The 20,807-nt window shown below is 31.4% G+C and carries 20 protein-coding genes and 5 tRNA genes; 23 read left to right on the forward strand and 2 right to left on the reverse strand.

The features are described from left to right. The first annotated feature begins 131 nt into the window (after positions 1 to 131). The 11 genes from Q326_RS17140 to Q326_RS0110740 all read left to right on the forward strand — a co-directional run bounded on the left by Q326_RS17140 (position 132) and on the right by Q326_RS0110740 (position 7,486). The gene (locus tag Q326_RS17140; protein WP_051531387.1) at positions 132 to 809 is read left to right on the forward strand and encodes a GNAT family N-acetyltransferase; all 678 of its coding nucleotides are present in this window, start codon (positions 132 to 134) and stop codon (positions 807 to 809) included. A gap of 138 nt (positions 810 to 947) precedes the next feature. Next, positions 948 to 2,234, forward strand: coding sequence for an adenylosuccinate synthase (locus Q326_RS0110695; protein ID WP_026895394.1), 1,287 nt, complete (start codon positions 948 to 950; stop codon positions 2,232 to 2,234). Positions 2,235 to 2,455: 221 nt separating this feature from the next. Further along, complete coding sequence (locus Q326_RS0110700; RefSeq protein ID WP_026895395.1) at positions 2,456 to 4,417, forward strand: OPT family oligopeptide transporter; 1,962 nt, start codon at positions 2,456 to 2,458, stop codon at positions 4,415 to 4,417. 84 nt (positions 4,418 to 4,501) lie between these two features. Beyond that, entirely contained in the window at positions 4,502 to 4,846 is a 345-nt protein-coding gene (locus Q326_RS0110705; RefSeq protein WP_034601914.1) for a PqqD family protein, read from the forward strand. A gap of 9 nt (positions 4,847 to 4,855) precedes the next feature. Continuing rightward, complete coding sequence (locus tag Q326_RS17970; protein WP_051531389.1) at positions 4,856 to 5,209, forward strand: hypothetical protein; 354 nt, start codon at positions 4,856 to 4,858, stop codon at positions 5,207 to 5,209. A 10-nt stretch (positions 5,210 to 5,219) separates the two neighbouring features. Further along, positions 5,220 to 6,626, forward strand: a complete 1,407-nt coding sequence (pepV, locus tag Q326_RS0110715; RefSeq protein WP_026895397.1) for a dipeptidase PepV — start codon at positions 5,220 to 5,222, stop codon at positions 6,624 to 6,626. An 84-nt stretch (positions 6,627 to 6,710) separates the two neighbouring features. Continuing rightward, a tRNA-Lys gene (locus tag Q326_RS0110720) sits at positions 6,711 to 6,786 on the forward strand. A gap of 8 nt (positions 6,787 to 6,794) precedes the next feature. Next, positions 6,795 to 6,869, forward strand: a tRNA-Glu gene (locus Q326_RS0110725). A gap of 4 nt (positions 6,870 to 6,873) precedes the next feature. Next, positions 6,874 to 6,949 (forward strand) — tRNA-Val (locus Q326_RS0110730). A 43-nt stretch (positions 6,950 to 6,992) separates the two neighbouring features. Further along, positions 6,993 to 7,069 (forward strand) — tRNA-Asp (locus Q326_RS0110735). A 340-nt stretch (positions 7,070 to 7,409) separates the two neighbouring features. Continuing rightward, positions 7,410 to 7,486 (forward strand) — tRNA-Thr (locus Q326_RS0110740). Between the two features lie 60 nt (positions 7,487 to 7,546). Here Q326_RS0110740 and Q326_RS0110745 read toward each other — a convergent pair. Continuing rightward, positions 7,547 to 8,548, reverse strand: coding sequence for an ATP-binding protein (locus tag Q326_RS0110745; protein ID WP_026895398.1), 1,002 nt, complete (start codon positions 8,546 to 8,548; stop codon positions 7,547 to 7,549). A 2-nt stretch (positions 8,549 to 8,550) separates the two neighbouring features. Continuing rightward, positions 8,551 to 9,633: a DnaD domain-containing protein gene (locus Q326_RS0110750; RefSeq protein WP_026895399.1), complete on the reverse strand. Its 1,083-nt coding sequence runs from the start codon at positions 9,631 to 9,633 to the stop codon at positions 8,551 to 8,553. Positions 9,634 to 9,991: 358 nt separating this feature from the next. Between Q326_RS0110750 and Q326_RS17975 the strand changes: the two genes are divergently transcribed. From Q326_RS17975 to Q326_RS19280, 12 genes are all read left to right on the forward strand, one after another. Next, the gene (locus Q326_RS17975) at positions 9,992 to 11,416 is read left to right on the forward strand and encodes a M23 family metallopeptidase (RefSeq protein WP_051531391.1); all 1,425 of its coding nucleotides are present in this window, start codon (positions 9,992 to 9,994) and stop codon (positions 11,414 to 11,416) included. A 281-nt stretch (positions 11,417 to 11,697) separates the two neighbouring features. Beyond that, entirely contained in the window at positions 11,698 to 12,327 is a 630-nt protein-coding gene (locus tag Q326_RS18505; RefSeq protein WP_051531393.1) for a CBS domain-containing protein, read from the forward strand. Positions 12,328 to 12,417: 90 nt separating this feature from the next. Continuing rightward, positions 12,418 to 13,434 carry a sigma 54-interacting transcriptional regulator gene (locus Q326_RS18510; protein WP_051531395.1) on the forward strand — a complete coding sequence of 339 codons (1,017 nt, stop codon included), beginning with the start codon at positions 12,418 to 12,420 and terminating at the stop codon, positions 13,432 to 13,434. 243 nt (positions 13,435 to 13,677) lie between these two features. Further along, positions 13,678 to 14,979, forward strand: a complete 1,302-nt coding sequence (gene prdC / locus Q326_RS0110765; protein WP_026895400.1) for a proline reductase-associated electron transfer protein PrdC — start codon at positions 13,678 to 13,680, stop codon at positions 14,977 to 14,979. A 17-nt stretch (positions 14,980 to 14,996) separates the two neighbouring features. Next, complete coding sequence (gene prdA, locus Q326_RS0110770; RefSeq protein ID WP_026895401.1) at positions 14,997 to 17,099, forward strand: D-proline reductase (dithiol) proprotein PrdA; 2,103 nt, start codon at positions 14,997 to 14,999, stop codon at positions 17,097 to 17,099. A gap of 20 nt (positions 17,100 to 17,119) precedes the next feature. Then, complete coding sequence (locus Q326_RS0110775) at positions 17,120 to 17,389, forward strand: CBO2463/CBO2479 domain-containing protein (RefSeq protein ID WP_026895402.1); 270 nt, start codon at positions 17,120 to 17,122, stop codon at positions 17,387 to 17,389. Positions 17,390 to 17,480: 91 nt separating this feature from the next. Then, positions 17,481 to 17,933: a glycine/sarcosine/betaine reductase selenoprotein B family protein gene (locus Q326_RS19270; protein WP_026895403.1), complete on the forward strand. Its 453-nt coding sequence runs from the start codon at positions 17,481 to 17,483 to the stop codon at positions 17,931 to 17,933. Positions 17,934 to 17,960: 27 nt separating this feature from the next. Then, entirely contained in the window at positions 17,961 to 18,206 is a 246-nt protein-coding gene (locus tag Q326_RS19275) for a hypothetical protein (protein ID WP_488655821.1), read from the forward strand. Between the two features lie 49 nt (positions 18,207 to 18,255). Beyond that, positions 18,256 to 19,011, forward strand: a complete 756-nt coding sequence (gene prdD, locus Q326_RS0110790; RefSeq protein WP_026895405.1) for a proline reductase cluster protein PrdD — start codon at positions 18,256 to 18,258, stop codon at positions 19,009 to 19,011. A 23-nt stretch (positions 19,012 to 19,034) separates the two neighbouring features. Then, on the forward strand, positions 19,035 to 19,499 hold the full coding sequence (locus tag Q326_RS0110795; RefSeq protein ID WP_026895406.1) for a glycine/sarcosine/betaine reductase component B subunit: 465 nt from the start codon (positions 19,035 to 19,037) through the stop codon (positions 19,497 to 19,499). Positions 19,500 to 19,521: 22 nt separating this feature from the next. Further along, the gene (locus Q326_RS17160; protein WP_051531396.1) at positions 19,522 to 20,451 is read left to right on the forward strand and encodes a sulfite exporter TauE/SafE family protein; all 930 of its coding nucleotides are present in this window, start codon (positions 19,522 to 19,524) and stop codon (positions 20,449 to 20,451) included. A gap of 157 nt (positions 20,452 to 20,608) precedes the next feature. Beyond that, on the forward strand, positions 20,609 to 20,807 hold a 199-nt coding region (locus tag Q326_RS19280), incomplete at its 3' end, for a transposase (RefSeq protein ID WP_488655822.1).

Genomic DNA, 20,807 nt, shown 5'->3' on the forward strand with positions numbered 1-20,807 from the left:
CTACTAGCTGTTAATTACGAACTACTAACTTTTTTTATAGTAAAATTAAATTTAATAATTAATTTTGTAGTATAGACCAAGAAATAAACATATTATATACTTATAATATAATTTATTTTTGGAGGCATTTTATGGTTGTCGCAATGGGAAAAAACATATATGTGGATAATTTAAAAATTGAAGATGTATATGGTATGACTATGTGGGGAAAACATTTTGATCCGTTGTTTTATGATTATAATTTTCCTTCACTTGATCAAAGACAGGCAAAGGAATGGTTTAAGCTTAAGACCAAAAAAAGTAACAAAGAGAGCTTTGGTATATATAATAAAAAAAATGATATAGTGGGATTTTTAACCATAAGAGATATAAAAAAAATAAGAAAGCATAGTACATTAGGTATAGTATTGGACCCCAATTGCTTAAATAGAGGTTATGGCACTGAAGCTATAAGATTGTTTCTAGACTATTATTTTGAAGTGTTGAAAATGAATAGTATGGATTTGCAAGTTGCAAAATTTAACAAACGGGCTATAAGATGTTATGAAAAATGTGGGTTTAGAAAGATAGGTCAGTATATTGATAAATATGAAAATCAAAAATTAGATGTATTTAGTAATAAATTAGAAAATATAAGGGAATCCTTTATAAGAAAAGATGGAATATTGTATTGTATATACTATGAAATGGAAATATCCACACAGAATAAGGGAACATTTGTGCATAACATTGTGGATATGTTGATAAGTTTCATAAAACCTTTAAAATTAAAGACTAAACTGTGGATAACTTTCAAATTACATCAATAGAAAAGCGAATGTTATTATATTTTTGTATAGTAACATTCGCTTTTTTATTGACACGAATCTTGATGTTTGATACTATTAGTATTGTTCAAAATGAAAATTAAAACTAATTTTAAAATAAAAAGTAAAGGAGATGTCTCTATGTCTACTCTTGTGGTTTTAGGGGCTCAATGGGGCGACGAAGGTAAAGGAAAAATAACAGACTATTTAGCAGAAGAGGCGGATTTAGTAGTAAGATATCAAGGTGGTGACAATGCAGGTCACACTGTTGAAGTAGGAGATAATAAGTATAAATTACATTTAATTCCTTCAGGTATATTTTATAAAGATAAATTGTCTATTATAGGAAATGGAGTTGTGGTAAATCCTAAAGCTCTTTTAGAAGAAATTAAATACTTAAACGAATTAGGTGTATCTACAGATAATTTAAGGATTAGTGATAGAGCCCATATGATTCTTCCATATCATATAAGGATAGATCAATTGGAAGAAAAAAAGAGAGGAAAAGATAAAATAGGGACTACTACTAAAGGCATAGGTCCTTGTTATAAAGATAAAGTTGAAAGAATAGGTATTAGACTATGTGATTTGTTTTATGAAGAAGAATTTGAAGAAAGATTAAGGCGAAATATAAGACTCAAAAATGAAATAATACAAAAGGTTTATCAAGAAGAAGTGTTAAATGAAGAAGAAATTATAAAAGAATATATATCTTATGGAAGACAAATAAAAAAATATATTGTTGATACATCGGTTCTTATAAACGAGAGCATAGAACAAGGGAAAAAAGTGTTATTTGAAGGTGCACAAGGTACACTTTTAGATATTGATTTTGGAACATATCCTTATCTTACTTCATCACATCCTATTTCAGGTGGTGTACCTGTAGGTACAGGGATTAGTCCATTTCAATTAAAAGGAGCATTAGGAGTAGTTAAGGCATATACTACAAGGGTAGGAGAAGGTCCTTTTCCTACAGAACTATTGGATGAAACAGGAGATTTGATTAGAGAAAAGGGATTTGAGTTCGGTACTACTACTGGTAGACCCAGAAGATGTGGATGGCTAGATGGAGTTATGCTAAAATATGCTTCAAGGCTAAATGGATTGACTTCTTTAGCTATTACTAAATTGGATACTTTAGCTGGATTTGACAAACTAAAGATATGTACTGGATATGAATTGAATGGAGAAATAATAAGAGATTTTCCTGCTAGTTTAACAACATTAGGCAAATGCAGCCCCGTATATGAAGAACTAGATGGCTGGTCAGAAGAAGAGATATTGGGAGTTACTTCTTTTGATCAATTACCAGAAAATGCAAAGAAATATATACAGAGGATAGAAGAATTAAGTGGAGTAAACGTGGATATTGTTTCTATAGGTCCTAAAAGATCGGAAACGATGATTAGGAGAGATATATTATAAGATGTCTTTTATAGGCATCTTTTTTTATTTATAAAATTATAATTTGTAATTATTCATAATTATTAGAAAAAATAGGGGACAATTAAGTTTTTGTAATAATGGGGATATATATTTGACAAAAAGTGGGTTTTTATGAAAAAATCTATATACGTGAAAGTATACAAAGGTATATTTTCACAAAATTTATTAAATTTAAAAAATGTGTAAAGGAGGAAGATGAAATGGCCGATTCAAAATCAAGTAAGGTCAATGCAGAGCAGGAGTTTGTACCGTATATACCTGCAGACAAGATTATGCCAGAGTTTACTATAACTTCTATAATTATTGGTATACTCATGGCTGTAGTTTTTGGTGCTGCTAATGCTTATTTAGGATTGAGGGTAGGTATGACCATAAGTGCTTCAATACCAGCCGCAGTAATTTCAATGGGAATTATAAGAGGATTATTAAAAAAAGAATCTATTCTTGAAAATAATATCGTTCAAACTATTGGTTCAGCTGGAGAATCTCTAGCAGCAGGAGCTATATTTACTTTACCAGCTTTATTTATATGGTCTAAAGAATTAGGATTTGCAGAACCAAGCTATATGAGAATTATGGCTGTAGCATTAATTGGAGGAATATTGGGAGTATTATTTATGGTACCTTTGAGAAAAGCGTTGATAGTAAATGAACACGGAGTACTGCCATATCCTGAAGGAACAGCTTGTGCTGAAGTTCTTTTAGCAGGGGAAGTAGGAGGTTCCAAGGCAGCAACTGTGTTTAAAGGACTAGGAATAGGGGCATTATATAAATTTATATCAGATGGTGTTAAATTATTTCCCAGCAGTATAGAATGGAATATTAAAGGCTATAAAGGTGCAGTTATCGGTGGAGATATATTGCCAGCCTTACTAGGTGTAGGATTTATAATTGGACCTCAGATATCGGCATATATGCTAGGAGGGGCTGTACTAGGCTGGATTGTTATAATACCATTAATGACTCATTTAGGTACATTTGTAACAGAGGCTATATATCCAGCATCAATACCTTTAAGTCAGATGGGTCCCAGTAAGATATGGGATAGTTATCTTAGATATATAGGTGCTGGAGCTGTAGCGTTTGGAGGTATAATAAGTCTTATAAAATCTCTACCTCTTATAGTTAAAACTTTTGCAGCTGCCATGGGAGGATTGAAGGCAGGTTTTGAAGGTGGAGAAAATATAAGAACAGACCAAGACATGTCTATGACATTTGTTTTATTGGGAGTATTGGTATTGGTATTAATAATGATGTTTACTCCTCTTATTCCAGTGGGATTAATGGGAGCAATACTTATAGCTATATTTGGATTTTTCTTTGCTACTGTTTCATCGAGACTAGTAGGTCTTGTAGGTAGTTCATCAAACCCTGTATCAGGTATGACTATTGCCACATTATTGTTTACATCTATAATATTTAAGGCTATAGGGTTCGATGGTTCTGAAGGAATGATAGGAGCACTGTCTGTGGGAGGAGTTATTTGTATAGTTGCAGCAATGGCTGGAGATACTTCTCAGGATTTGAAGACAGGATTTTTGGTAGGTGCTACGCCTAGAAAGCAACAATACGGAGAACTTATAGGTGCTGTAATTTCTGGACTAGTAATAGGTGGGGTTTTAGTATTATTAAATAGTGCATGGGGATTTGGATCATCAGAATTACCAGCTCCTCAAGCTAATCTTATGAAATTAGTTATAGAAGGAGTTATGGGAGGTAATCTTCCATGGGTACTAGTATTTACTGGAGTCGGCATTGGTCTTGTAGTGGAACTTTTAGGCATCCCTGTATTGCCATTTGCTGTAGGTCTATATCTTCCTATACATTTGAGTACTCCTATAATGGTTGGAGGTATATTAAGAGGAATATTGGATAAATCCAAAGAAAAAGGACAGGAGATTAAGCATAAGATAGATGGAGGCATTCTATATTCATCTGGATTAATTGCAGGCGAAGGCTTAATAGGTGTACTTCTAGCTATATTAGCTATAATACCAACAGGAACAAAATTTGTTGAAGGCAAAGAGGTAATAATATCTCTTGGAGATAGAATAGCAGTAGGCAACGGTGCATTGGGCAAATATGGAGCACTGTTGGTGTTCATACTACTGGTATTGACATTGGTTAAGAGTTCATTTGGAGCAAAGGCCGAAAATAAATAACATTGACATTATGATATAATAATTTAAGGAGAATAATTAATTATTCTCCTTAAATTTTATATATATAAAATGAGGAGTTTGATTATGGGAAAGGGAAAAGGAAAAAATTTTTTAGAATTTATACCGATAAAAAAGGAAGGCATGCAGTGGGATAAAAGAGATGATGGAAATGTTCAATTAATAATTTTGAGGGACTCTTTACTTGATAAGATAGTCAGAAAGTTTTTTAAAACACCAGAGAAAACAATAATAGATTTGGATGAATTAGGTAGCTTTGTATGGGAGAATATCGATGGAGAAAAAAATGTACATGAAATAACAATAAATATAGAAAATGAGTTTGGAGAAAAAGCAGAACCTGTAAGGGATAGATTAATAACATATATAAAGATATTAAAGAATAATAATTTTATTGATTTAAAGGAGTAATAAAGATATATGTTTAAATATATTATTGGAATTATATTTTTTGCATTGGCTACAATGATCTTATATTCATGGGGATATGTAAAAGAACAAAGGATGCCCGTAGTACTAATGAATAAACTGAACAAAAAGGCTGAAGAAAAAATTATAAAAGCGCTAAAAAATAAAGGAGGGATGACTAAAAAAGAGATTGTACAGATATTGTCAGGCATAAAGGTCTCGGAATTTGGTACTAGGAAGAGCTTAGTTGTGAAAGATTCAAAAGCATTGACTAAAAATGTATTAAAAAAGTTAATAGATGATGGCATTATTAAAGTAGATTATACTGAAAGACCAAATAAATATGTTTTTTTAGAAAAAGAATAGGAGGGATTTTATGAATTTAAATACTTATGTTGACAATTATAAAGAAGATATAATATGTAAAACCCAAGAATTGATAAAGATAAAGAGTGTTGAAGAAGAACCTAAAAAAGGTATGCCCTTTGGAGAGGGACCATATAGGGCATTAGAGTATGTATTAGAGTTGTCTGAAACACTGGGATTAAAAACTTTAAATGTAGATGGATATGCTGGACATACTGGATATGGGCAAGGCAATGAGACAGTAGGTGTATTGGTGCATTTAGATGTTGTGCCAGAAGGTGAAGGCTGGACATATCCACCCTATGGGGGAGAAATTCATGATGGCAAAATATATGGTAGAGGGATAGTAGATGATAAAGGACCTGCAATTGCAGCTATATACGCATTGAAGGCATTGAAAGATTCAGGAGTTTCTTTATCTAAAAAAATTAGAATAATCTTTGGTACCAATGAAGAAACTGGTTGGGGAGGTATAAAATATTACATAGATAAAATAGGAGTTCCTGATATGGCATTTACTCCAGATGCTGAATATCCAGTAATACATGGAGAAAAGGGCATATTAATATTTGATATAGTGAAGAAATTGGAAAATGAATCTAATGGAGATATAATTATAGAAGACATTATAGGAGGCAATGCCCCTAATATGGTGCCTGATGCTGCTAAGGCTAAAATAAAGGTATCAGAATATGGAAAGAAAGAAGTAGTGGAAAAGTTTAATACTTTTGTTGAAAAGACTGGTCATCAAATGGAGTTAACAGAAGATGAAATAGGGCAATCAGTAACTATATTAAGTAAGGGAGTATCAGCCCATGGCAGTATGCCTCAATTAGGAAAGAACGCCATATCCATATTATTAAGTTTTCTTGGACAGTTAAATAAAATAAATGGAGATTGGGCTAATTTTATTAAAGACTATAATGAAAAGATAGGAATGGAGTATTATGGCCAATCTATAGGGTGTGGATTTGAGGATGATATATCAGGAAAGCTAGTGTTCAATGTAGGAAAAATAAATGCAGCAAAGGATAGTGTTAAGATATCAGTGAATATAAGATATCCAATAGAGATTGATTCAAAGGATGTATATGATGGTATAAAAAAATCATTAGAAGATAGCAATATAAAATTAGTAGAAAAAAGTCATCAATCTCCTATATATATACCTAAAGATGATATTTTAGTTCAAAAACTTATGAAAGTATATAGAGAGATAACAGGGGATGAAGAAAGTGATGCTATAACTATAGGTGGTGGCACATATGCTAGAGCTATGGACAATGCAGTTGCCTTTGGACCAGCATTTCCAGGGAATGAAGATGTAGCTCATCAAAAGGATGAATATATGTCTATAGATGATTTAATAAAGAATGCACAGATATATACAAAGGCATTATATGAGCTTAGCAAATAAATTTTAAAAAAATAGATTTTTTTAGACAAAATTCTTGACAATAGGTTGTTTATACTGTAATATATATAAATGTGAGCAATAAGTGACCCATTAGCTCAGTTGGCAGAGCACCTGACTTTTAATCAGGGTGTCCGGCGTTCGAGTCGCCGATGGGTCACCATTTTTTTCGGCCCTATGGTCAAGCGGTTAAGACACCGCCCTTTCACGGCGGTAACCCGGGTTCGAGTCCCGGTAGGGTCACCATTATGGGCGCGTAGCTCAGCTGGGAGAGCACCTGCCTTACAAGCAGGGGGTCACAGGTTCGAGCCCTGTCGCGCCCACCATAATAAGGTAATAGTAAGTAGTTAGATTAAAATAAAAAAAATTGGCCTGGTAGTTCAGTTGGTTAGAATGCCAGCCTGTCACGCTGGAGGTCGAGGGTTCGAGTCCCTTCCAGGTCGCCAAAGTTATACTTAGTAGTATATGGTTCGTAGTTAGTAATCCTTAGATGAAAACCTACGGATTTTCTTAATTCTTTTATCAATAGGACAAGTTTAGTAGAAAAGTTCGTAGTTCGTAGCAAGTAGCCCATAGAAGAAATCCTATAGATTTCTATATTATTTACTAAGAACTAAGAACTAAGAGCTAAGAACTGAGAACTAAGAACTAAATAATCATGCTGGTGTAGCTCAATTGGTATAAGCAGAGAACCCAAATCTTCATTATGATTTGGTGTGAATCGCTTAGTACGGTACAATGAAGAGTTGACGAAAAGTAATTAAATAGTACAAAGTAAATAATCATGCTGGGTGTAGCTCAATTGGTAGAGCAACTGACTTGTAATCAGTAGGTTGGGGGTTCAAGTCCTCTCACCAGCTCCAAAAAAAGGTCGGAGACGCGAAAGGCTCTCTGGTCTTTTTTTATTTAAAAAAAGATATAGACTAAATGTCCATATCTTTATTTTCCCATCTTAAATCTTTTCCATAGAATCTTAATGCCCTGAAATTATTAAATATTCTAGAAAAAATCCTATCGGTATATATTTCTGCCATCTCTTTTGGAGATAAATTTGTAGATATAACAGTTTTTTTATTGTCTATAAGTCTTGAATTGACTATATTGAATATTTCACTATTTGTAAATGATGTAGGATTCTCTGTTCCTAGATCGTCAATAATCAATAGATCTGAATCAAATAATAGATTATACTCTGTGTCGTCACTTTTACTATTAATGTTATTTTCAAATTTATGACTTCGAATAATATCCATCATTTTAAAAGCAGTTTGATATATTACTATTTTTCCCCTATCCAGAAGCCCCTTTGCTATACAGTTACACATAAATGTCTTTCCCAATCCAGTTGTACCATAAAAAAATAAATTTTCAGTGTGTTTATCATCAAATTGAAATACAAATTCTTCTGATATACTTAGGATTTGTAACATATTTTCCCTTGGACTTATATCTTCTCCTTCGAAGGGATTTTCAGAGAATAGATTTATATCAAAGGTTTTAAAGTTTTCCCTTTCTAAGACTCTAGATATATTAGACATTTTGTATGCACGATTTATTAATTCCTGTTTAAAACAACTACATTTATTGCCATTTTTCAAAAAACCAGTATCTTGACATTTATCACATGAGTATTTAATATCTAGGTATTCCATGGGTATATTATTTTCTGTTAACAGTATTGCCTTTTCTTTTTTTAGTTCTTCCATAATATTTTTTATCTCATATACCTTTTCTTCATACGAATCAGGATTGTTCAATATGGTCTTAGATATCAAAAGTCCAGTTCTAGAGATAGTGTCATCAATTTCTTTTATTCTTGGAATTTTTTTATAGATTTTTGTTTGCTTAATTTTTTGTTCATGAATCGCCTTGTCTCGTTTTTTTTCATAATCTTTAAGTATTACATTTATAATTTCCTTTTTCATAATTAATCCCCTGCCTTTTTAAACTTCCATCTTACCATATCTTCTAACTCTTTAGCAGAATATTTAGAAGTTCGTTGTTCAAAGTTATGAAATTTAGTTTTAATTGTATTACGTGAGTTAAATTTCTTTGTATTGGAATTTTTTGTAGTAGTATTTTGCGTTATAATATTTCTGTTTTCAACATCCTCTAAGGTCTTAATACCTTCTTTGTACCAATTTTCTAATATGCCATCTACATATTTTAAATTGGGTTCTCTGATTTTAATAGTTTCATCACAGGCCCTTAATATCATATCTAGACTGAAATTCCAATCATTAAACCATTTATCAATTATTTTTTTCTGAGAATTAGTTAGACCTTTAAGACCAATAGAGTTTAGTATTTTATTGTACTTTAAATAATCAATATCTTTATTGGCAAAATATTGTTCCATGGCCTCTATTGTAGTGATGCCCTCATCAAACCAATTTTTTATTATGCCTTGAATATAGAATATATTTCTTTTATTTTTCTTTTCATTTGCATATTTATAGGCACCTATAATTACGTCAGGACTCATATTGTAGTTAATAGTCCATTCAATAATTTTTTTACATTCATTTGGATCTAAAGGTCTTCTAATTATATATGTTATTTCTTCAAACATTTTATTATATGATGAAGAGGACTTAGCTTCGATTAAATCCTCTGAAGAACAAGTATATCCGCTGTTAGAATTGACCACAGAATTTTCATTATTCATAGAAGGTTTTATAACATTGTTTATATATAATTGCTTTAAATTTACGAATTCTACAGAATAATTATATTTATCTTTATTGTTATTTATATTTTTCTTTATAATCTTTTTATCTTCCCAAAAGTCCCATGCATTAAGTACATCTATTAGAGGAATATCTAGTTGTTTAGCTATGGTTTCATTGGTTACTTTATCTTTTAATTCCACATCATTGGCATATCTATATCCTAAAAGATATACTTTAACATATGTACCATCAGCCATCGGCATAAAATCATTTATAAATATATTTTCTATGGAAGTATCACCCAAATCTATATCTGTTATTTCCATATTAAAAGCCATAAAATCACCCTCTGTATAACGTATTTAAAATTATTATATCATAAAACATTATAAATATGATGTAATCGCTCAATAGGTTGAAAGATAATAAAAAATAAAAAAAGCTAAATTCTTTGAGAATCTAACTTGATTATGTAGAAATTTGAACATAAATATTATAAAATAGTCACATTTGGAATAAAATATAAAAAGACTGTTGTAAGATTGATTAAATATGATATAATGTAAAAGTAGTTTTATATTACAGTCTGATTACAATATTATTACCCGAATATTACTGACATTAAACGGGAAAACAAAAAATAAATCTCTTAATTACACATAAGTGTGAATTAAAACACAAGAGAGGAGTTAAAGGATGGACAATGTAAGTTTGCATTTTGAAAACAAATTTATTAATAAGATAATAACTAGACTTAAAGATAAAAATATTAGAAAACAATTGATAATTACTTTGATATTAGGAATAGTTTTAGGTGCTTCGGCCAAGACAATATATAAATATGAGGTAAGTACTAGAGCCTTTAGGGTAGCATTGGGAGATAAAGAGATAGGAATTGTTAGAACTAAAGGAGAGGTTGAAGAATTAGTAAATTCTATGGAAGAACGGCTTACCAAAGACTATAATTTGGACATAGTGTTGGGCGAAGATATTGTATATGAACCAATACATGCCAGTGATGAAGAAGTAATGTCTCAGTACATATTAGAAAATAAATTAAAATCTCAGCTCAAGTTTGAAGTGTGGGGATACTCGTTACAAGTGAATGGAAAAGATATAGGTACAGTAAAATCTAAAGATATGGCTAATGAGATATTAAATAAGATAAAGGAACCTTACATAGAGTTAGTGAAGAAAAAGAATGGAAAAGTAGAAGAGGTTAAGATAGTAGAGGACGTAAAGATAGTAAAGGAAAAAGTTCCTGTGTCACAGATAAAAGAACATGATAAAGTGTTAGCTATACTGCAGAGAGGGACCGATGAAGAAAAAATTCATGAGGTAAAAAAAGGGGAAAGTTTCTGGTCTATAGCTCATAAATATAATATAACGGTAGATGATTTAATAGCTGCAAATTTAAATAAGGATTCGGAGTTGATACAGCCTGGAGATAAACTTAACCTAATAGTACCTAAACCATATCTTACAGTTGCTACTGTAGAAGAAAAAACCTTAACAGAAAAAATAGAATATGAAGTCAAATATGAAGATGTAAATTACTTATATAAGGATGAAACTAGAATAAAAAGAGCAGGTAAATACGGTGAGAGAGAAGTATTAGCTAAAGTGAAAAAACAAAATGGTATAGAGGTTGCTAGAGAGGTTATTTCTGAGACTATAAAGAGTCAACCTGTAGCTCAGATAGTACTAAAGGGAACCAAAGCTATACCTGCTGTAAAGGGAACGGGAGTTTTTATGTCTCCTACTCGTGGTAAGCTGACATCAAGATTTGGATCTAGATGGGGTAAATTCCATGAAGGGGTTGATTTGGCTTCCAGAACGGGTACACCAATTAAAGCTGCCGATGGTGGTACGGTTACCTTTGCAGGTTGGAGAGGTGCATATGGCTATATGGTTGAGATAGACCATGGTGGGGGATTTATTACAAGGTATGCACATTGTAGTAAGATATATGTAAAGAAAGGTGAAAAAGTCTATAAAGATAAAACCGTAGCTGCTGTTGGGAATACTGGGAGGAGCACAGGTCCCCACGTACATTTTGAAGTTAGAAAATATGGTACACCTAAAAATCCTTTGAGTTATATAGGGAAAAAATATAGATAATAAGAGACTTGACTTAATATTAAGTCAAGTCTTTATATTTTTTTGCTTATTAAAAGAAACAATAAAATATATGGGAGTATATTGTTAGATTGAATTTCTCTTTGATTAGGAATTTGTTGATGTATTTTCGCTACCAGAATTATATAATAATTTAACTTCTAATATATTTCACTTAACTTTTTCAACTTTTGGAAATGTTTAGTAAGAAGGAAGGAGTTTAGTAAGAAGTTGTAGAATAGATGATAATAATATAATTATTTTATATAAAGGTTGGTGATTGCATGTTCTCACAGTCTTACGATATACCTGCTAAGAAAGTTATGTCAAAAGATTTTATTATAGTAAAAGAAAATATAAATATGGATGATGTATCAAATATATTAATCAAAAACATCGGGAGAGAAGTTTTTGTTATTAATAATTCAAATAAATTAGTAGGTATTATTACTTTAAAAGATTTATATAATATTTGTAAAAGTAGTAGTAATTATAAACAAATAAGAAAATTTATTTTGAAAGATATAATTCACATTAATCCGGATGTTTCATTATTAAACTGTAGGAATATTATGGTATATAAAAATATAGGGAGATTACCAGTAATAGAGAATGAAAAGCTTATAGGGGTTATAAGACAGGAACATATTAGAGATTATTTGTATATGGGGATAGAAAAAACTGATGTCATATTAAAATATATATTAAATAATATTAATGAAGCAATATGTTTTGTTGACGATGAAGGAAAAGTAGTTATATGGAATAATAATGCAGAAAAGCTCTATGGTATTAGTACTTCAGAAATACGAGGAAAGTATTTAAAAGATTATTTTCCTAACGCAATAGATGTAAAACTATTAAGTACTAGAAAACCAGTTAAAAATATATATCATACACCTAGAGATGGATGACATATAATTATTAGTGCAGCTCCTATTTATGTTAATAATAAATTTATTGGAGTTGTAAGTACTGATAGGGACATATCAGAAATAAAGAAAATGCAAGATGAGCTACAGAAAGCAAATGATACAGTAGAGTTTTTGCAAAGAGAGGTTAACAAATATTCTTTTGGAGGAGTTATAGGTAAAAGTAAGATTATTCAACAAAAAATAGAAATGTCTAAACAGGTAGCAAGAACTAACGCATCGATATTGATTGTTGGAGAAAGTGGCACCGGCAAGGAAGTTTTTGCAAGGGCTATACACGATTATAGTGGAGCAAAAGGTTATTTTGTTCCTGTTAATTGTAGCGCTATTCCTGCAGAGTTGTTTGAAAGTGAATTTTTTGGATATGAAGAAGGAGCTTTTACGGGAGCAAAAAAAGGTGGTAAGATGGGATTGTTTGAATTATCTAATGATGGTACCATTTTTTTAGATGAAATCGGAGACCTTCCACTATTTATGCAAGCGAAACTTTTAAGAGTATTACAAAATAAAGAGATTAAAAAAGTTGGTGGAGAGAAAAATATTAAATTAAATTTAAGAGTTATTTCTGCTACAAATAAAAATCTCCAAGAAATGGTAGAAAAAGGGGAGTTTAGAGAAGATTTATACTATAGGATAAATGTAATAGAGATAAAACTTCCTCCTTTGAGAGATAGAAAAGAGGATATTATATTACTTTTCAAATATTTTCTAAAAAATATATGTAAAGAGAATAAGAGGCAAGTACCTAAAATAGATAGTGAAGTTGCAGATATGTTAATTAAATATGATTGGTATGGAAATGCCAGAGAATTAAAAAATACTGTAGAGCATATAGTTGCTTTAAATAGAGACGATGTTATAACTAGTGATTTAATACCTCGCCATATTAGGCATAAAGTATCAAGTGAAAATGGTATAGAAAAAATATATACTACTGACTTGGGTTTAAATGAATCGGTTGAAAAATTTGAAATATCATTAATAAAAAAGGCATTAGAAATATCTAATGGGAATAAGTTGAAAGCAGCGAATCTATTAAATATACCTAGAACTACATTACATTCTAAAATTAATCGCTATAATATATAGTGACGAAAACATAACTATGTCGAAAAACAGTCAAACATAGTATAGTGAGCTAATAACAGTGTTCAAATAATTAAGAATAAATAAAAAAGATTAAAATGACTAATTTTAGTCAATATTATAAAAATGATGTAAATAAAGAAAGGGTTGAAATCAAGTGATATCACTTGATTTCAACCCTTTCTTTGTCTTGGCATGTTTTTTGCTACTAACTATAGATGAAACTTATTAAAAGGAGGTGAAGTATTGAATATATCAATATTATTAAAGCAGCATATAGGAGGACCATGTAAAGCAATAGTATCGGAAGGACAAGAGGTAAGCAGAGGTGAACTTATTGCAGTACCTGATGGATTAGGAGCTAATATTTATTCAAGTGTATCTGGCAAAGCTAAAAAAATTGAAAAAGACAGAATAGTGATTAATGCTTATGAAGAACAACCTAAGGAATATGCGAAGATTAAAGTTACTAATGATTATTTGGAGGCGATAAAAGAAGCAGGAATAGTTGGAGCAGGTGGAGCAGGATTTCCTACTCATATAAAGCTCAAAACTGAAATGCCAAATGGATATATAATAGCAAATTGCGTTGAATGTGAACCTGCACTTCATCATAATATAGCTTTGCTCGAAAAAGACCCTGGAATGGTTGTAAGGGGAATAGAATATGCAATGAAGATAACCAAGGCTTCAAAAGCATATATAGCAATTAAAGCGAAAAATTTGAAAGCAATTAAAGCAATAAACAAATATTTGTCAGGTTCAAAAAATATTGAAGTCAAAGAATTAAAAGATATATATCCAATGGGAGAGGAAAGAGCGATTATTCATGCTATATTTGACAAATGGCTTGAACCGACACAGCTTCCTCTTGAGGCAGATTGTGTAGTTTTAAATGCTGAAACTCTTTCAAATATGACAAGGGCTATTGAGGATAGAAAGCCTGTTATAGACAAAGATGTCACTGTTGTTGGAAAAATAAAAGGAGGAAATAAACCTCATATCCTTTTTCAAACACCTATTGGGACTCCAATTGCAAGTCTTATAGAAAAGTGTGGAGGAATTGATGGAGAATATGGAGAGGTAATTATTGGTGGTCCATATACAGGAAAAGCAGAGGATTTAGATAGTACTGTTGTGACTAAGACTTCAGGAGGTGCAATAGTAACTATACCTTTACCAAGATATGAAGGACCTATAGGGCTTTTGGTATGTGCCTGTGGAGCTAATGAAGAAAGATTAAGAGATATTGCTTCGAAAATGGGTTCAAAAGTTGTTGGCGTAACAAAATGTAAAAATGTTGTAGATGTAAGAGGAGCTAATAAATGTAAAACTCCAGGAGAATGTCCGGGGCAAGCAGAGAAAATTATATTTCTCAAGAAAAATGGAGCGAAAAGAGTTCTTATTTCGAATTGTAGCGATTGTTCTAATACAGTAATGTGTTGTGCACCTAAGATGGGAATACCCGTATATCATCATACTGACCATGTTTTTAGAACATTAGATTATCCATTGACTAGAAGATTGCCTATGGAAGAAAATAAATAAATGAAAGGAGAATATATATGTCAATAAGTGCTGAACAGGCGATAGAGATGAAGAACAAAATAGCTATTGTGTGTTGTAGGACAGAAGCAGATACGGTACTTGAACCAGAGAATTTAGAAGATCCAAATATAATTCCAGATCTTGTAGATTCGGGGCTTTTGACTATTCCAGATGATTGCTTAAAAATAGGTGAAGTTATTGGTGCCAAGGTTATAAAAACAATAGACTCACTAACACCGCTTACTCCAGACATAGTTGAAGGAGTGAAAAAAATTGAAAAAGGTGAAGATGTAAAGTTAACCGAAGAAGATGAAAAGGCTGTTTTAAAATACAATAAAAATGCAGGAGAGGTAATAAATATAGAAGATTTAGAAAATCCAATGCATTTTGAAAAGCTTTCAGATTCTCTTCTTGCAGATTTAAATGATAGTGTGCTTACTAGAAAGGAAGTTATAGGAGAAAAACTAATAAAAGATGTAGCCGCTTTGACTCCTATAACAGCTGATTTACTTGAAGGTTATGAAAATGTTGTTTTGGAAGAAACAGAGATGAATCAAATTGCTACTGCAAATAGTGGGATTTTAAAGATAAAGATAAGTGAAGGAAAAGGAATAGACATAGAGGTGCCTTTAGGGACTGGAGGAGTTGGAACTAATATTCCAACGAAGGTTAAATCTCCTAAAGCAGATAAAAAGTTAGAAACTTTAGAAGAACCAAAAATAAAGTATGAAGAAAAAGAAATAAGAAAATTAATTAGGAAGCATTTTAAAATTGATGAGGTTAAGTTTGGACCTGAAACTAAAATAGAGGGTACAACTTTATTTATTAGGGAAGATATTTGTAAAGATGCTATGGAAACCGAAGAGTTAGTTGTTGATATGAAAATAGAAATTATTACTCCAGAAAAATATGAAGAATATAGTAATACTATTATGGATGTTCAACCTATAGCTGTTAAGGAAGAAGGAGAAGTTGGAGAAGGTATAACTAGAGTGATTGATGGAGCTATAGTAATGGTTACAGGAACAGATGAAAAAGGAGTTCAAATTGGAGAATTTGGTTCTTCTGAGGGTATATTAGAAAGAAATATTATGTGGGGTAGACCTGGTTCTCCAGAAAAAGGTGAGATATTTATAAAAACAGATGTAACAGTAAAAGAAGGTACAGGAATGGAAAGACCTGGTCCTATGGCTGCTCATAGAGCTACAGATGTAATAACACAAGAAATAAGGGAAGCATTGAAAAAATCAGATGAAAGTTTAATTGTGAATACTGATGAATTTGTACAGAAAAGACGTTTTGGAAAGAAAAAAGTTGCTATCATAAAAGAAATAATGGGGCAAGGTGCTATGCATGATAACTATTTGATGCCTGTTGAACCAGTAGGCACTTTGGGCGCAAAGGCAAATGTGGATTTAGGGAATGTTCCAGTAGTTGTATCTCCACTTCAAATACTAGATGGATGTATTCATGCATTGACATGTATTGGACCTGCATCAAAGGAAACTTCAAGACATTATTGGAGAGAACCACTAATATTAGAAGCTATGAATGATGAAGAAATAGATTTAGTAGCTGTAATATTAATAGGATCTCCACAAGTAAATTCAGAGAAATTTTATGTATCAAAACTGTTGGGAATGTCAATAGAAGCAATGGATTTAGATGGTGCTATAGTTACAACGGAAGGGTTTGGAAATAATCATGTTGATTTTGCAAGTCACATAGGAGAAGTAGGTGAAAGGAATGTATCAGTAGTTGGAGCAACATATGCAGCCGTTCAAGGTCAGTTAGTAGTAGGTAATAAATATATGGATGCTATGATTGATCTTAATAAGTCAAGGCAAGGAATCGAAAATGAAATACTAGAAAATAACTGTTTGGCTTATGAAGATGCTATAAGAGCTTTATGCATGTTAAAAGCAAAAATGTCAGGGGAAGATATAAAAGAGCCTGAAAGGTCATGGAATCCAAATGTAAAATTGAATAATATTGATATGATAGAAAAAGCAACTGGTAAAGAAATAGAACTTGCACCAAATGAAACTACTTTAAAAAAGAGTAAGAAGAGAAGAGAAATTTATGAAAAAGATGAACCATCCTCAGTACTTCATCCATAACTTGAAGGAGAGATAGATAAATGGATAAATTAAAGTATGTTTCTACTGAAAGATATTATGAAGGGATAATTGTTGAAATAAATGATTGTGCTATAGCTATAGATTTTAAGGGGAGAATGGGAAAGGTATATGTGCCTAGAAGAATGGTCATAAGTGATTATGATTTAAAGATAGGTCAAGAAGTTGGTTTTATGATGACGTATCCCGAAGTTTTAGGACCAGATATCGATGAAAATTATGCCAACAATGCTAAAAGACAGCTTAAAATCAAGAAAAATTTGAAATTGTAAAAGTAAGTTTATTAATGTGGTCGATTGCAAAATTATTGTAAAATAAAATTTTGTGGACTTCAAATTTATTAATGAATAAGGAGGAAGAGTTATGAGTTTAACAGTTGTAAGTAGTTTACAATCTGAAATTTATGTTCCAATCACACCTCCAGTAGTGTGGACTCCAGTAGAAAAGCCATTGAAAGAAATGACTGTAGCTTTAGCTACTGCCGCAGGTGTTCATCTTAAAAGTGATAAAAGATTTAATCTTGCTGGAGATACGGGGTATAGAGTAATACCAGGTGATGTTGATAGCAAAAATTTAATGGTATCACATGGAGGATATGATAACAGTGATGTAAATAAAGATATAAATTGTATGTTTCCAATAGATAGATTAAGAGAATTAGCAGAAGAAGGATTGATAAAAGAAGTTGCTCCAAAGCATGTAGGTTTTATGGGTGGAGGAGGAGATGTTAAAGTATTTACTGAAGAAACAGGTCCTCAAATAGCAAAAATATTGAAAGAAGAAGGAGTAGATACAGTTTTATTAACAGCTGGCTGAGGCACATGCCACCGCTCTGCCGTGATTGTGCAGAGAGCGATTGAAGAAGCTGGTATTTCTACTATAATAATTGCAGCATTGCCACCAGTAGTTCGTCAAGCTGGTGCACCGAGAGTGTCTGCTCCATTAGTTCCAATGGGGGCTAATGCAGGTGAACCGAATAATTCCGATATGCAGAGAAATATAGTTAAGGATACATTAAAGCAATTGGAGATAATAGAAACGCCAGGAAGAATAGTTAATCTTCCATATGAATATATTGCCAAAATTTAAAATATCATAGCAGTACTTTATTGAAAATTAAAAAGGAGACATAAGATAAATGAGTAAAGCACAAAGAAAGTTAACAATAAAATGTTTCCATATAAATAAAGTTGAATTCGCAGATAAAAATTTTATACATAATTGTACTTTATCAATAGATAAAAAATATGCTCAAAAGTGCAATTATGATAAAAAAATTATCAAGAAAATAGATGTAGATATAATAAAACCAAAAGAACACAAAAAAGATGTAAATAATATTTTAGATTTTATTCCTATTTCAGTAAAAGCATTAGGGGATATAGGAGAAGGAATAACGCATACCTTAACAGGAGTTTATGTAATGCTTACTTGTGCGAATGATGATGGAGTGCAAATGGCTGAATTTGGATCTTCTCATGGTATACTCAAAGATAAGGTTTATTTTGGAAGAGTAGGAACTCCATCTGCTGCTGATTATATAATACATTTTGATGTCATTATTAAGGGGGATCTTCTTGGTGAAAGAAGATTCCCGATGGCAGCACATAAAGCATGTGATAATTTTATTCAAAGTGTAAGAAAAGCATTAAAAGAATTAAATGGAAGTAAAGCTGATGAAGTTCATGAGTATATAGATAAAATAAGTATGAATAATAAAAAAGTAGTTCTAATAAAACAAGTAGCAGGGCAGGGAGCGATGTATGATAATGTGTTATTATCTAATGAACCGTGTGGAGTTGAAGGGGGTAAATCAATAATTGATATGGGAAATATGCCAGTGATTTTATCTCCAAATGAATATAGAGATGGTGCAATAAGAGCTATGACTTAATTTTCAAGTAGAGGTGTATAAATATGGGGATAGGACCATCAACAAAAGAAACTACATTACATCATTTTAGAGATCCATTACTTAATGTTATTACAAAGGATAAAGATGTCGACTTATTAGGAGTCATCATAGTAGGGACTCCTCAGGACAATAAAGATAAACATTTTGTAGGTGAAAGAGCGGCTCAATGGGTAGAATCAATGCAGGTTGACGGAGTTATTATTTCAGCAGATGGTTGGGGTAACTCTGATGTAGATTTTGCAAATACTATAGAAGAAATAGGGCAAAAGAATATCCCTGTAGTTGGTTTGAGTTTTATAGGCAAACAAGGTAAATTTGTTGTAACTAATAAGTATATGGATACAATTGTTGATTTCAATAAGTCGAAAAAGGGTATTGAAACTGAAGTAGTAGGAGAAAACAATATTGACAAGATTGATGCAAAAAAATCATTAGCATTATTAAAATTAAAAATGATGAGAAAATGATAATTAGAAAAGGAGTGTTTTAATGGTAACTATTCTTTTTTCAATATTAGGTTGTATATGCTTAATTTATTTGATCATCTTTGTTAAAGATTTCATAAAGAATAAAGAAAAATTAGAGAATAATTCTTGGTGGAAGTTATCAACAATAGGTTTTGTAACTAACTTTTTTGATGTGTTAGGGATAGGGTCATTTGCAACAGGAGCGTCTATGCTTAGAATATTTAAACAGAGTAGTGATAGAGTTATACCTGGGACATTAAATGTTGGATATACAATACCTGTTATACTTGAAGCTTTAATATTTATAAAAGTAATAAAGGTTGAAGCATTAACATTAGTAGGCATGATTGTATCTGCATTAATAGGTGCATGGATAGGAGCAGGATTAGTTGCGAAATTTTCAGAAAAGAAAGTACAAAAAGTTATGGGATTCGCTCTTATTGCTACAGGTATTTTAATGTTGTCTAGCCAAATAGGATTAATTCCTAGCGGGGGAACAGCAATAGGTCTTAAAGGAGGCAAATTGATTTTTGCTTTAATTGTAAACTTTATCTTAGGAACATTAATGACTGCTGGAATAGGACTTTATGCACCATGTATGGTTTTAGTTTATTTTTTAGGTATGTCACCAAAAGTTGCATTTCCAATTATGTTTGGTTCGTGTGCTTTTCTAATGCCTATTGCTTCAATAAAATTTATAAAAGAGGGTGCATATAATAGAAAAGCTTCTATGGCATTTTCTACTATTGGAGCTGTGGGTGTTTTAATAGCTGCTTATCTTGTTAAGTCTCTTCCTATTAAAATACTTACTTGGGTAGTTATTGCAGTAGTGTTCTATACAGCTATATCTATGTTAAATACAGCAGCGAAGGCAAATAAGAATAGTAAAAAAGAAAATGAAGAAGAGAGAAAAAATAGTAAGTTAGCCCATGAGATTGATCAAATGCAATAGAAAAGTAGTGTATAATAAAAAGGGCTGTTTCAAAATATAGTTCCTAAATAAAAGAAAAAGAGCTAAAAAATCTATTGATTTTTCAGCTCTTTTTTAGTATGTTTTATCTGATATGAAATCACATACTAAAATTAATAATAAAACAAAAATCAAAAAAATGCAACTATCTTTTAGTTTTGATTTAACTAATAATTTTGATATGGATGACGAGGTTTTCTTGGTGCACAATATTATTGAGGAGATGAATTTAAATTTTTTAACCAGTGCCTACTCTCATAAAGGTAGAAAGCCAGTTGTAGAACCACGTACTATGTTAAAAATATTAGTTTTTGCATATTTAAATAGAAAATATTCAG

The sequence above is a fragment of the Clostridiisalibacter paucivorans DSM 22131 genome (genome assembly GCF_000620125.1).
Taxonomy (GTDB): Bacteria; Bacillota; Clostridia; order Tissierellales; family Clostridiisalibacteraceae; genus Clostridiisalibacter; species Clostridiisalibacter paucivorans.

Coding starts and splice junctions, on each gene's coding strand:
- Q326_RS17140 (WP_051531387.1), top strand. CDS start 132: ATGGTTGTCGCAATGGGAAAAAACATATATGTGGATAATTTAAAAATT.
- Q326_RS0110695 (WP_026895394.1), top strand. CDS start 948: ATGTCTACTCTTGTGGTTTTAGGGGCTCAATGGGGCGACGAAGGTAAA.
- Q326_RS0110700 (WP_026895395.1), top strand. CDS start 2,456: ATGGCCGATTCAAAATCAAGTAAGGTCAATGCAGAGCAGGAGTTTGTA.
- Q326_RS0110705 (WP_034601914.1), top strand. CDS start 4,502: ATGGGAAAGGGAAAAGGAAAAAATTTTTTAGAATTTATACCGATAAAA.
- Q326_RS17970 (WP_051531389.1), top strand. CDS start 4,856: ATGTTTAAATATATTATTGGAATTATATTTTTTGCATTGGCTACAATG.
- pepV (WP_026895397.1), top strand. CDS start 5,220: ATGAATTTAAATACTTATGTTGACAATTATAAAGAAGATATAATATGT.
- Q326_RS0110745 (WP_026895398.1), bottom strand. CDS start 8,548: ATGAAAAAGGAAATTATAAATGTAATACTTAAAGATTATGAAAAAAAA.
- Q326_RS0110750 (WP_026895399.1), bottom strand. CDS start 9,633: ATGGCTTTTAATATGGAAATAACAGATATAGATTTGGGTGATACTTCC.
- Q326_RS17975 (WP_051531391.1), top strand. CDS start 9,992: ATGGACAATGTAAGTTTGCATTTTGAAAACAAATTTATTAATAAGATA.
- Q326_RS18505 (WP_051531393.1), top strand. CDS start 11,698: ATGTTCTCACAGTCTTACGATATACCTGCTAAGAAAGTTATGTCAAAA.
- Q326_RS18510 (WP_051531395.1), top strand. CDS start 12,418: ATGCAAGATGAGCTACAGAAAGCAAATGATACAGTAGAGTTTTTGCAA.
- prdA (WP_026895401.1), top strand. CDS start 14,997: ATGTCAATAAGTGCTGAACAGGCGATAGAGATGAAGAACAAAATAGCT.
- Q326_RS0110775 (WP_026895402.1), top strand. CDS start 17,120: ATGGATAAATTAAAGTATGTTTCTACTGAAAGATATTATGAAGGGATA.
- Q326_RS19270 (WP_026895403.1), top strand. CDS start 17,481: ATGAGTTTAACAGTTGTAAGTAGTTTACAATCTGAAATTTATGTTCCA.
- prdD (WP_026895405.1), top strand. CDS start 18,256: ATGAGTAAAGCACAAAGAAAGTTAACAATAAAATGTTTCCATATAAAT.
- Q326_RS0110795 (WP_026895406.1), top strand. CDS start 19,035: ATGGGGATAGGACCATCAACAAAAGAAACTACATTACATCATTTTAGA.
- Q326_RS17160 (WP_051531396.1), top strand. CDS start 19,522: ATGGTAACTATTCTTTTTTCAATATTAGGTTGTATATGCTTAATTTAT.